This window comes from Acetitomaculum ruminis DSM 5522, assembly GCF_900112085.1.
In the GTDB taxonomy this organism is placed as follows: domain Bacteria; phylum Bacillota; class Clostridia; order Lachnospirales; family Lachnospiraceae; genus Acetitomaculum; species Acetitomaculum ruminis.
The window spans coordinates 46,601-59,532 of sequence record NZ_FOJY01000001.1; the positions used below are offsets into that span (position 1 = coordinate 46,601).

Here is a 12,932-nt window from a genome sequence, read left to right on the forward strand (position 1 = left end):
CCTACAAGTGGCGTTGGTTGTCTGCAGAGTTTTGTTTTGAGCAGATTTAAAAAGAACGGGCAAATTAGTTATTTGTTGGGGTAAAAGCTTGAGCTTTTTACATAGTATTTTTTACCAGGGTAACGTCAATATTAGGAGAACCCTGAAAGATTCTTTTGAAAACAGTTTATTGTTTATCCGTTAATTAAGGCCAGATAAAAGATGAGAGTCTTACTGGGTAATTATGACGAAGAATGGAGGAAAAAGCATGAAATCTCTTGAAGAATTAAATGCTATAAGAGATCAGTACAGAGGAATCGTGGAATTCCGTGATGAAGAAGCTGTAAAGAGTGGTACTGAAAAAATTAGTGACAAATATGAAAAGCAGATTTTAGTCTGTGGTGGAACCGGTTGTACATCTTCCGGTAGTAAAAAGATTATTGATAAATTCCATGAAGAATTAAAAGCTCGTGGAATGGATGAAAAGATTAATATCGTTATGACAGGATGCCATGGTCTTTGTGCCTTAGGTCCTATCGTAATCGTATATCCTGATGCATGTTTCTATTCAAGAATATCAGCAGATGATATTCCGGAAATCGTAGAAGAGCATCTTGTTAAAGGTAACATTGTAAAGAAATTCTTATATGAAGAGACAATTGTTGGTGATGATATCAGAAGTCTTCATGAAACAGATTTCTACAAACATCAGCATCGTGTTGCTCTTAGAAACTGTGGAGTTATTAATCCTGAAATTATCGAAGAATACATCGCAAGAGACGGATATCAGGCACTTCATAAAGTTCTTACAGAACTTAAACCTGAAGATGTTATCCAGATTCTCTTAGACAGCGGACTTAGAGGACGTGGTGGTGCAGGATTCCCTACAGGAATGAAATGGAAATTCGCTATGGGAAATAAGGCAGATCAGAAATATGTATGCTGTAATGCCGACGAAGGTGACCCGGGAGCATTCATGGACCGTTCCGTATTAGAGGGAGATCCACATGTTGTTCTTGAAGCTATGACTATCGCTGGTTATACAATTGGAGCTAACCAGGGTTATATTTATGTTCGTGCTGAGTATCCTATCGCTATTGAGCGTCTTAACATCGCAATCAAACAGGCTAGAGAAGCAGGAATGCTTGGAAAAGATATCTTCGGAACAGGCTTTGATTTCGATATTGATTTAAGACTTGGTGCAGGAGCATTCGTTTGTGGTGAGGAAACAGCTCTTATGACTTCTATCGAAGGAAACAGAGGTGAGCCACATCCAAGACCACCATTCCCTGCTGTTAAAGGTTTATTCCAGAAACCAACCATCTTAAATAACGTTGAGACATGGGCAAATATTCCTCGTATTATCCTTCAGGGAGCAGAATGGTTTGCGTCGATGGGTACTGAAAAATCAAAAGGAACAAAAGTATTTGCTCTTGGTGGAAAGATTAACAACGTAGGTCTTGTAGAAATTCCAATGGGTACAACTCTTCGTACAATTATTGAAGAAATCGGTGGAGGAATCCCAGGTGGCAAGAAATTTAAGGCTGCACAGACAGGTGGACCTTCAGGTGGATGTATTCCAGCTAGTCTTATTGATACACCAATTGACTACAACAACCTTCTTGAGATTGGTTCAATGATGGGTTCAGGTGGACTTATCGTTATGGATGAAACTGACTGTATGGTAGATATAGCTAAGTTCTTCCTTGAGTTTACTGTTGATGAGTCATGTGGTAAGTGTGCACCATGTCGTATCGGTACAAAGAGACTTCTTGAGTTACTTAACCTCATCACATCAGGTAAAGCAACTATGGATGATTTAGATCGTCTTGAGAAGCTCACAAAGACAATTTCACAAAATTCACTTTGTGCACTTGGTCAGACAGCTTCTAACCCTGTTATTTCAACACTTAGATACTTCAAAGATGAGTATATTGCTCATATCGTTGATAAGAAGTGTCCAGCTGGAAAATGTAAAGATCTTATTTCATACTACATTGATCCAGATAAATGTATCGGATGCGGACTTTGTAAGAAGAACTGCCCTGCTGATGCTATTACAGGTGAGAAGAAACAGCCACATGAAATCGATACAATGAAATGTATTAAATGTGGTACATGTATTGATAAGTGTAAGAAGGATGCTATTTACAAGAAATAATTTCACTTTCCGACAAGGAGGAAGATATAAATGATTAATGTTACCATTGATGGAAAGGCTGTAGAAGTCGAAGAAGGCACTACTATACTACAGGCTGCCGAAAAAGTGGGCGTTAAAATTCCTACTTTATGTTATATTAAAGAGTTAGATCCTGAAGCTTCATGTAGAATGTGTATGGTTGAAATTGAGGGTATGCCAAAGCTTGTTACTGCTTGCTCATTCCCATGTGCTGACGGAAATGTTATATATACAAAGAGTGATAGAGTTATCGAAGCTCGTCGTGGAGTTCTTGATCTTATGTTATCAAATCATCCACAAAAATGTTTCTCATGTGTTAAAAATGGAGAATGTAAATTCCAGGATCTTTGCTATGAATATGGAATCAAAGAGACAACATTACCTGGTGAAATGATTGAAAAACCAATTGATGATACAAACCCATTCTTCACATTCAATCCAAATCTTTGTATTCTTTGCCATAGATGTGTTAATACATGTCAGAAGATTACAGGACGTGGAGCAATCGGTACTTCACAGCGTGGATTTAGATCTGTTATTTCAACACCATTTGGAACAGATTGGTATGACAGCAACTGCGAATCTTGTGGAAACTGTGTACAGGCTTGTCCTACAGGAGCTCTCGTTATGAAACGTCGTGAGCATTATCGTCCATGGGAAGTTAAGAAAGTTCTTACAACATGCCCACACTGTGCTACAGGATGCCGTTACTATTTAGTAGTTAAAGATAATAAGATTGTTGACGTAGAAGCTGCAGAAGGAGCTTCAAACAGAGGACTTGTTTGTGTTAAAGGACGTTCAGGATCATTCGATTTTGTTCATTCAGGAGACCGTGTAAAATATCCTCTTATTAAGAACAAAGAAACAGGAAAATTCGAGAGAGCTACATGGGATGAAGCTTTAGACTTAGTTGCTTCTAAATTTATGGAAATCAAGAAGAAATATGGTTCAAATGCACTTGCAGGATTTGCTTGCTCTCGTTCACCTAACGAAGATATCTACATGATGCAGAAACTTGTACGTTGTTGCTTTGGAACAAACAATGTAGATAACTGTGCTCGTGTTTGCCACTCTGCATCAGTTGCAGGTCTTGCTATGACACTTGGTTCAGGTGCCATGACAAATACCATCTATGATATAACACATGATGTAGATGTAATTATGCTTGTTGGTTCAAACCCTGAAGAAGCACATCCAGTTGTTGGTATGCAGATTCGTCAGGCAGTTCAAAAGGGAACAAAACTTATCGTAGTTGACCCTCGTGATATTGACCTTGCTAAACATGCAGATATTCATCTTAAATTAAGACCAGGTACAAACGTTGCATTTGCAAACGGTATCATGAATGTAATCATTTCTGAAGGTCTTGTTGACAAGAAATTCGTTGAAGAAAGAACAGAAGGCTATGAGAAATTAGCTGAAATCTGTAAAGATTACACACCTGAAAAGGTTGCTGAGATTTGTCACTTAAATGCTGATGATATCAGAAAAGCAGCTCTTATGTATGCAAAAGCTGAGAAAGCTCCAATCATCTACTGCTTAGGTGTAACAGAGCATTCAACTGGTACAGAAGGCGTTATGTCTATGTCAAACATCGCAATGATGGTTGGTAAATTAGGTAAAGAAGGTTGTGGAGTTAACCCACTTCGTGGACAGAACAACGTTCAGGGTGCTTGTGATATGGGTGCACTTCCTACTGACTTCCCAGGATACCAGAAGATTAAAACAGAAGGTGTCGTAGAAAAATTCGAAAAAGCTTGGAATACACAGTTAAGTCATGAAGTAGGTATGACTGCTACAGAAGTATTCCCAGCTGCTATAGAAGGAAAAGTTAAAGGTCTTTATATCTATGGTGAGGACCCTATCGTAACTGACCCTGATACACATCATGTAATTAAAGCTCTTACAAGCCTTGACTTCTTCGTAATGAACGAATTATTCATTACAGAAACAGCTCAGTATGCAGATGTTATCCTTCCGGGTGTATCATATGCTGAAAAAGAAGGTACATTCTCAAATACAGAAAGACGTGTACAAAGAGTTCGTAAAGCTGTTGAATTAGAAGGTGAAATGAGATTAGATACAGATATCTTCATCGACCTTATGAATCGTATGGGATATCCTCAGCCACACCTTACATCAGCTGAGATTATGGATGAGATTGCATCTCTTACACCAAGCTTTACAGGTATCAGCCATGCAAGACTTGATGCACTTGATGAAGAAGAAATCAAGAAATCAATCCAGTGGCCATGCCCTGAAAAAGATCATCCTGGAACACCAATTATGCATGTTGGTAAGTTCACAAGAGGACTTGGTTGGTTCTATCCAGCAGAATACATTCCTTCACAGGAACAGCCGGATGACGATTATCCAATCATCCTTATGACAGGACGTATCCTTTATCACTACACAACAAGAGCCATGACAGGTAGAACACCTGGACTTATGCAGATTGCTGGACATTCATTCATAGAGATGAATACAAAGGATGCTGAGAAACTCGGTGTTAAGAATGGTGATAAAGTAAAAGTTTCATCACGTCGTGGTGAGATTCAGTCTACAGCAAGAGTAAGTGATAAGGTATCTCCTGGAGAATCCTGGATGCCATTCCATTTCCCTGATGGAAATGCAAACTGGCTTACAAATGCAGCACTTGATAAATATGCTCGTATACCAGAGTATAAAGTTTGTGCTATTAAGATTGAAAAAGCTTAATAATATAGTAATTTGATAATTTTAATTCAGCCCGGAAGCAGGGGGGACTTCCCTTACTTTCGGGCTGTCTATATTTTTAGGAGGAAGCATGAAAGATAATTATCCTATTTCAGTAAGTGTTGAAGAAGGTATAGACTTAATATTAAAAGAAACAAAAATAATATCTATATGTACCGAATCCGTTGAAAATCTTGATGGAAGGGTACTTGCTAAAGATGTAGTATCAAAGGAAAATATTCCTCCTTTTCGAAGATCACCTTTAGATGGCTATGCAATGCGTTCTGAAGATATTAAGCAAGCCTCCAAAGAAAATCCGGTTACTTTAAAAATAATAGAAGAAGTTCCGGCAGGTCATGTTGCCACTAAAGCTATATCCAAGGGAGAGGCTATAAAAATACTTACAGGAGCTACAATTCCCGACAGTGCGGATTGTGTAATCAAATTTGAAGATACAGAATTTGATTCTGAAAAAGTAACAGTTTTTGCACCATTAAAATCTGGTCAGAATGTTGTTCCGGCAGGTGAAGATGTTAAAATTGGAGATATAGTTGTAAAAAAAGGTACAAAATTGACACCTTCCCAGGTTGGACTTCTGGCAGGTTTAGGATGTGACAAAGTTGAAGTATATAAAAAGCCTTCAGTTACCCTAATTAGCACTGGTGATGAACTGGTAGAAGTAAGAGAAGAGTTAAAGCCGGGAAAAATCAGAAACAGCAGTGCGTATAATCTAAATTCTATCTTAGAAAGAAGCGGACTTAATTCTAAGATGTACGGTATTGTTAAAGATACCACACAAGAAATCGGTGATGCCATAAAAAAAGCCTTTGAAAGTTCAGATATGGTTATAACAACCGGTGGTGTATCAGTAGGAGATTATGACAAAATTAAAGATGCAATTTCCTATATTGGAGGAAAAATCATCTATTGGAAAACAAAGATGAAACCGGGTTCAGCATTTTTGGCTGCAACTTATAATGATAAATTATTCTTTGGCCTATCCGGAAATCCGGCTGCTGCGGCTGTTGCTTTACATATAGTTTGTATGCCGGCTATCAGAAAAATGTGTGGAATTGAAGAATATCAGCATAAAGTGATACAAGTACATACATTAAGTGACTTTAAAAAGAAAAGTCCAAACAGAAGATATATTCCGGGAAAACTGGTTATAGAAAATGGAAAGGCTTGCATTTTAACTGCCGAAAGCCAGGGAAATGGAATGCTAAGCCCGTTAAATAATTGTGATATAATAGCCAATATAGAGGCGGGAAATACAGGCATAGAAAAAGATACTCTTTTAGATGCGGTTTTCATATTTAGATAAGGTGAGAAAATGAACATTAGTGCAGGAGTTTTAGCAGGTGGAAAAAGCAGTCGCTTTGGAGATGATAAAGCGCTGGCAATTTATAAAAATACTACTTTTTTAGAGCATATTGTTGAAAAATGTAGGGAGAATTTTTATAAAGTTTATGTTTCTGTGGGAGATAAGAATAAATATAAGCAGTTTCCGTTTGAATTTGTAGAGGACGAAATCAAAGGTTATGGCCCCTTGGGCGGAATTTATGCTCTTTTAAAAAAATGTGAGACAGATTATATTTTTATTATGCCTACGGATATGCCTTTAATAGATATAAATATTTTTTCTGCTTTAAAAGAAAAATGTAATAGCGATGAATATGATTGTATTGTTATTAAATATAAAGGTAAACCTGAGCCTTTATGTAGCATTTATTCAAAAAAATGCATTCCTGTAATTGAAGAACTGATTAAGGAAAATATAGGAAAGCCAAGGCTTATCTTTGAAAAGGTAAATACCTGTTACTTAAATCTTGAAGATATTAATTGTGACTCTAAAGCAATTAATAATATTAATACAAAGGAAGAATTCAATAAGATAATTGAATAATTATCCATATCATGGATATGAGTGATGTGACTTAGGATAGACATGTAAGTGAATATAAAAAAATTTATTAAAAGTGCGAGGTTTTGTTATGAAGTTAATAAAAACAGAAGATGCAGTAGGACATGTATTATGTCATGATATGACACAAATTATTCCTGGAGAATTTAAGGGTGCAAAGTTTAGAAAAGGACATATTGTAACTGAGGAAGATGTTCCGGTTTTATTGTCAATGGGAAAGAGAAATATCTACATCTGGGAAAAAAATGAGAACATGCTCCATGAAGATGAAGCAGCTAAAATCCTTTATAAGATTTGTGCCGGTGATAATTGCCAGGTAAAAGGAGAAATAAAAGAAGGAAAAATCACTGTTGCGGCAAGTTGCGATGGTCTTTTAAAAATTGATAAAGATGCGTTAAACAGAGTTAATGCTCTTGGTGAAATGATGATTGCCACAAGACATGGGGATTTTCCGGTAAAGAAAGGTCAGGAACTGGCAGCTACAAGAATAATACCTTTAATTATTGAAAAAGAAAAAATGGATAAAGCTATAGAAGTAGCAGGAGATACTCCAATACTTGAAGTTTTGCCATTTAAAAAGAAAAAAGCAGGTATTGTTACAACAGGTAGTGAAGTTTACACAGGAAAAATTAAAGATGCCTTCGGCCCTGTTATTAGACAAAAATTTGCTGAATACGATATCGAAGTTTTAGGACAGACTATTACAGATGACTCCGCTGAAATGACAACAAACGCAATAAAAGCATTTCTAGATCAGGGAGCTGATATGATAGTTTGTACTGGAGGAATGAGTGTGGATCCTGATGATTTGACTCCAACTGCAATTAAGGCTACAGGTGCAAAAATAGTATCTTATGGTGCACCGGTACTTCCAGGGGCAATGTTCCTTATTTCATACCTGGGAGATATTCCAATAATGGGACTTCCGGGTTGTGTAATGTATTCGAAAAGAACAATATTTGACCTGGTTCTTCCAAGAGTTATGGCCAATGATCCTATCACAGTTGAAACCCTTTCAAAATACGGAGAAGGCGGTCTTTGTTTATCCTGTGATAATTGTACTTTCCCGAATTGCGGATTTGGTAAATGTTAATATGAGTAATTTGCAAAGTGGTTATCAAATACTTTAACATAAGGAAAATGTAAATAAATGGAAAAAATAAAATCAATTTGTGCATTTTATAACTTAACAAAAAATTCTTTAAAAAACAAAAGAACTTTGGTGCTGTATTTAGATGGATTGGGATATTATCTTTATAAATATGCATATAAAAAAAATGCCCTAAATTTTACATCCGCCCATTTTGACATTTTCCCTCAATGGTCGTTAAAAAATGCAGTGACAAATCCCAATATGGCGGCAATGATAAGTGGGAAAAATTCGGAATATACCGGAATATATTCACGAAAAGATCATATTTTAAATGTTGCTACCATATTTGATGAAGGCTATGATCAGGTGATTTTAGAAGGTGACACCATAATATTAAACACTACACAAAGACCTATTCTTCATGTTAAATCCAAAGTAAAAACTGTAGATTTCGGAGTTTTTTCTGATACTTTAAAGGCCATAGAAGAAGGAAAATATTTTATATTTTCTCATTTTAATGAGATTGATGATTATTGTCACACTTATGGACCTTATAGTGAAGAAGTATTAGGCCAAATAAAAAAAACAGATTGCTATATTGAAAAAATATGCAAAAATTTCTCGGGGAATATACTTCTTGTAAGTGACCATGGTGTTCATACTCAGTTAAATGAGAAAAATGAACAATTTGGTATACATGGAAATGTATTCGTGGAAGAATATGAGTCTTTTGAAGAAATTGACCCCGATTTGCCGGATAAAATACAAAGCACAAAAAATGCAGAAGATAAAAAAATGTATTTAGAAGACCATTTATCATTATACGGATATTTAAAAAATGAAAATAGAAATTAATAAAGACAGTAAAGTACAAATTATTAATATAACACTGCCAAATGATAAAAAATATGAATTTGAAGGTTACGAGGTAAAAGATTTACTTAAAGGTTTTCAAATTGAAAATTATGTAGAATTTAGCAGTAATGATGGAGTTGTTATAGCTCTGGCTTTAGACGAGATTATGGAAGATAAAAATGTATATCTTGTCACAAAAGAAAATGGAAAAGATATATTGCCAAAAGGTTCATATCGTCTGGTAATATCCTCGGATGAGTATTGCAGAAGATGGACGAAGGGAATTGTTTCCGTGGATTTATACTAGGAGGTTTTTGAAATGAAAATTTGTACAGTGGTGGGAATAAGGCATTCAGGCAAAACGACGGTAGTGACCTCATTAGTATCAGAATTAAAAAAAAGAGGATATAAAGTTGCAACAGTAAAAAGCATCTTTTGTCCAACATTTTCACTGGATAAAAAAGGAAGCAATACTGATAAGCATCGTCAGGCAGGGGCTGAGATAGTTGTTGCGAAGGCGAAATATTCAACAGCTTTTATGTATTCAAATCCTTTATCAGATGATGAAATATTTTCAAAAGCAGACAATGTTGATTTTTTGATTCTGGAAGGAAACTACGGGGTAAAAGTGCCTCGTATTGTCTGTGCCCACGAAAATAATGATGCATCCTTTAGAATTAATGATGAAACAATAGCCGTTTCCGGTGTATTTGCCAATAAAAATATAAAAGAATATCAGGGAATTAAAGTTATAAATGCACTTGAAAATATTAATGAGCTGGCAGATGTGGTTGAAAAAATACCTGAAGTTACATTGCCGGTGGATAAACTTGAACTTCCCTCTGAAGTGTCAGAATTTTGCAAACATAATTGCAATCATCATAAAGTTTGCAAGGATGATGAGGCTGTAAAAGAAGAATTAGAGGTGGAAAATTCAAAAGTTAAACATATTTTTTTGACGGGAGAGAAAAAAATCGGAAAATCAACACTTTTAAATAAGATAGTGGAAAGACTGGAAGAACCTTACAGCGGTTATCAGACACGACCTTATGAAATAGAAGGACATTTAAAAGGCTATTATTTCCACAGCATCAAAGAAAGAGAAGAATTTGAAAATGACTGTCCGATTTCTGTTCGTATCAAAAAACAGGGAAATTTTCCGGTTTTTGAAACCTTTGAAAATCTTGGTGTAGAAACATTAAAGGATTCTTTGGCGGATAATGACATTTTAATAGCTGATGAACTGGGAAAACTGGAGCGAAAAGCTGAAAAATTTCAGGAACAGTTTTTCAGAAATCTGAAAAATCAGCGAATGATATTGGGGGTAATTCAAAAGACTAAGGCAGCTTTTCTTGATGAAATTCTTAAAAGAAAAGATGTAAAAGTCTATGAAGTAACTATGGAAAACAGGGATTTCCTGGAGGATGAAATAGTTCAAAACATTAAAAACTTGGGAATTAAGATAAAATAGTTGATAAATTATGCACTTTATTATAAGGAGGAAGTATGTTAGACTCATATAATAGAAATATCGATTATCTGCGAATATCAGTAACAGACCGTTGTAATTTGCGTTGTATGTACTGTATGCCGTCAGAAGGAGTTGAGTTTCTTAATCATAATGAAATACTTAATTATGATGAAATAATTAAAGTCTGCCAGGCGGCAGTAAAGCTAGGTTTTAAAAAAATAAAGATAACAGGAGGAGAACCACTGGTTCGAAAGGACGTTCTCGGTCTGATTAAAGATATAAAATCCTTGGAAGGGATTGAAAATATAACGATTACAACTAATGGTGTTTTACTGGCTGAAAACATGGAAGGTCTATACAAGGCTGGTATTGATTCCATTAATGTAAGTCTTGATACCTTAAACAGAGAACTTTACAAGCAAATCACAAGAAGAGACGAGCTTGAAAATGTAAAAAAAGGTCTTTTAGAAGCTTTGAAATATCCATCAGTAGCCCTGAAGGTAAACTGTGTACCTATGGGACTGGAAGGACAAAGCCTTACGGATGTGGCTGCTTTAGCAAAAGAATATCCAATTCATGTCAGGTTTATAGAGATAATGCCTATTGGATGGGGAAAAAATTACAGGTTCTTAAGCGAAGAGGAGATTAAGGATCTTATCGTAAAGGAATTTGGCCTTGATGAGATGGTTTTGTATAAAGAAAAGCTTGGAAACGGACCTTGCAGGTATTATAAAGCTGACGGTTTTAAAGGAAAAATCGGGTTTATAAGTGCTATCAGTCATAAGTTTTGTGGAGATTGTAATAGAGTTAGACTTACCTCTACCGGATTTTTAAAAACCTGCCTTCAATATGATACGGGTATGGATTTAAAGGCAGTCTTAAGAAACGGATTTGGTGATGAGGAAATGTTATTAGAGACCATAAAAGAGGCTATTTATAAAAAGCCTGACGGTCACAGATTTTTAACTACAGACATAAAAGATGAGAATATCCTTGGAATGAGCCAGATAGGTGGTTAATTACGGGAATGATTTATGTAGTATTTTTTGCCTTGCTATTAATTATTTTTATAGCAAGGCTGATTTTTTTGTCAAAAAAAGAGAAGGAAAAATTAAAAAAAGAAATCAAAGAAAATTTTGGTAAAATTAAGGAAAATAAACATTCTTTAGAGCAATTAGAAGAAATAAAAACCTTTTTTTATTCAAAGAAAGATGATAAAAGTCTTGATGATATTACCATAAATGATTTGGATTTTGATGAGCTATTTAAAAGAGTAAATATGACCTATTCTTTTGCCGGAACAGAATATTTATACTATCTTTTGGCAAAACCTTTGTTAGAAGATACTTTATTAAATAAAAGGATTTCTTTGCAGGATTACTTTGAAAAAAATGAAAGCTTAAGAAGCAATATATTGTACAGGTTTGCAACCTTAGGTAAGATTAAAAAATATTCATTTACAAAATCTTTCGATTTGTTTTTGGGATCAGAAAAAATAGATTGCAAAATAGATATACTAATGGATATGTTACTAGTTATTTCCATGATTATAATTCCAATAAATCAAAGCTATGGTGTAATATTTTTAGTTTCCGTTTTATTGTTTAATATTTTTACATATTTTTTAAAAAAAGCTAAAATGGAACCCTGCCTTTACTGCATGAGATATGTAGTGAAATTATTGGATTGTACGAAAGATACAATAAAAGAGTATGATAAATTCTCTGAGAAAAACGCTTATATGGACGAATTAACAAGTACTCTTAAGAAAGACTTGAAAGAAACAAAAAATATAGGGAAAAACTCTTATTTACTCCTTCAGGGAAGTAATACTGTATCAGGAGATCTTTCAGAAGTATTTCTTGACTATGTTAGAATGATATTTCATATTGATATAATTCGGTTTTCTTTTATGCATAAGAAAATAATAAGTAAGAAGCATAATATAGATAATATTTTTGAGACCATCGGAATTATTGATTCCAATATAGCTCTTGCTTCTTTTAAAGCTTCTCTTATATATGCTTCAAGACCGGATATAAAAAATAACAAGGAAGAAATAGAAATAAAAGAACTATATCATCCTTTATTACAATCACCGGTATCTAATAGTTTTAAGGAAAGCAGACCTGTTCTTATTACAGGTTCAAATGCATCCGGAAAATCCACATTTTTAAAGGCCGGTGCCTTAAATGTTATTTTTTCACAAACAGCCGGCATTTCGTTTACAAAATATTATTCCGGTGCTTTTTACAGGATTTATACATCCATGGCCATTAAAGATAATATTTTTACTCAGGAAAGCTATTATGTATCCGAGATTAAATCTCTAAAAAGAATTATAGATGCAGATTATAAGGAACCTGTTATCTGCTATGTTGACGAAGTCTTAAGAGGAACAAATACTATTGAGCGTATAGCTGCAGCATCAGTAATTTTGGAAAATATGGCTAAGAGAAATATAAGGTGTTTTTGTGCAACCCATGATACGGAATTATCTATGCTACTTGCCAATGTGTACTCAAATTATTATTTTTCTTCGGAATTATCCGAAAATAATATTACATTTGACTATAAACTGAAGAAAGGTCATTCATCTACCCGTAATGCTATAAAACTGTTGGCACTTATGGGGTATCGTGACGATATAATAATGAGAGCAGAGGAAAATGCAGAATTTTTTGTTAAAACAGGAAAATGGAAACTTTAACTTTTA

At 34.8% G+C, this 12,932-nt stretch carries 10 protein-coding genes; all 10 read left to right on the forward strand.

Features of this window, described 5'->3' with window-relative positions; translation table 11 throughout:
- Nucleotides 1–247 precede the first annotated feature (247 nt).
- The 10 genes from BM153_RS00230 to BM153_RS00275 all read left to right on the forward strand — a co-directional run bounded on the left by BM153_RS00230 (nucleotide 248) and on the right by BM153_RS00275 (nucleotide 12,926).
- Complete coding sequence (locus BM153_RS00230; RefSeq protein ID WP_092869770.1) at nucleotides 248–2,140, forward strand: NADH-quinone oxidoreductase subunit NuoF; 1,893 nt, start codon at nucleotides 248–250, stop codon at nucleotides 2,138–2,140.
- Nucleotides 2,141–2,170: 30 nt separating this feature from the next.
- Nucleotides 2,171–4,876: a formate dehydrogenase subunit alpha gene (fdhF, locus tag BM153_RS00235; RefSeq protein WP_092869771.1), complete on the forward strand. Its 2,706-nt coding sequence runs from the start codon at nucleotides 2,171–2,173 to the stop codon at nucleotides 4,874–4,876.
- A gap of 88 nt (nucleotides 4,877–4,964) precedes the next feature.
- A complete protein-coding gene (locus tag BM153_RS00240; RefSeq protein WP_092869772.1) occupies nucleotides 4,965–6,197 on the forward strand; it encodes a molybdopterin molybdotransferase MoeA in 1,233 nt (410 codons plus the stop codon).
- A 9-nt stretch (nucleotides 6,198–6,206) separates the two neighbouring features.
- Nucleotides 6,207–6,779 carry a molybdenum cofactor guanylyltransferase gene (locus tag BM153_RS00245; protein ID WP_092869773.1) on the forward strand — a complete coding sequence of 191 codons (573 nt, stop codon included), beginning with the start codon at nucleotides 6,207–6,209 and terminating at the stop codon, nucleotides 6,777–6,779.
- Nucleotides 6,780–6,867: 88 nt separating this feature from the next.
- Nucleotides 6,868–7,890 (forward strand): molybdopterin-binding protein, encoded by a 1,023-nt coding sequence (locus BM153_RS00250; RefSeq protein ID WP_092869774.1) that lies wholly within the window; start codon nucleotides 6,868–6,870, stop codon nucleotides 7,888–7,890.
- A 57-nt stretch (nucleotides 7,891–7,947) separates the two neighbouring features.
- Nucleotides 7,948–8,745: an alkaline phosphatase family protein gene (locus BM153_RS00255; protein WP_092869775.1), complete on the forward strand. Its 798-nt coding sequence runs from the start codon at nucleotides 7,948–7,950 to the stop codon at nucleotides 8,743–8,745.
- Nucleotides 8,729–9,052, forward strand: a complete 324-nt coding sequence (locus BM153_RS00260; RefSeq protein WP_092869776.1) for a hypothetical protein — start codon at nucleotides 8,729–8,731, stop codon at nucleotides 9,050–9,052. The genes BM153_RS00255 and BM153_RS00260 overlap by 17 nt, the downstream gene beginning before the upstream one ends.
- A 12-nt stretch (nucleotides 9,053–9,064) precedes the next feature.
- Entirely contained in the window at nucleotides 9,065–10,216 is a 1,152-nt protein-coding gene (mobB, locus tag BM153_RS00265; protein ID WP_092869777.1) for a molybdopterin-guanine dinucleotide biosynthesis protein B, read from the forward strand.
- Nucleotides 10,217–10,251: 35 nt separating this feature from the next.
- A complete protein-coding gene (moaA, locus tag BM153_RS00270; protein WP_092869778.1) occupies nucleotides 10,252–11,235 on the forward strand; it encodes a GTP 3',8-cyclase MoaA in 984 nt (327 codons plus the stop codon).
- An 8-nt stretch (nucleotides 11,236–11,243) separates the two neighbouring features.
- On the forward strand, nucleotides 11,244–12,926 hold the full coding sequence (locus BM153_RS00275; RefSeq protein ID WP_092869779.1) for a MutS-related protein: 1,683 nt from the start codon (nucleotides 11,244–11,246) through the stop codon (nucleotides 12,924–12,926).
- The last annotated feature ends 6 nt before the right edge of the window (nucleotides 12,927–12,932 follow it).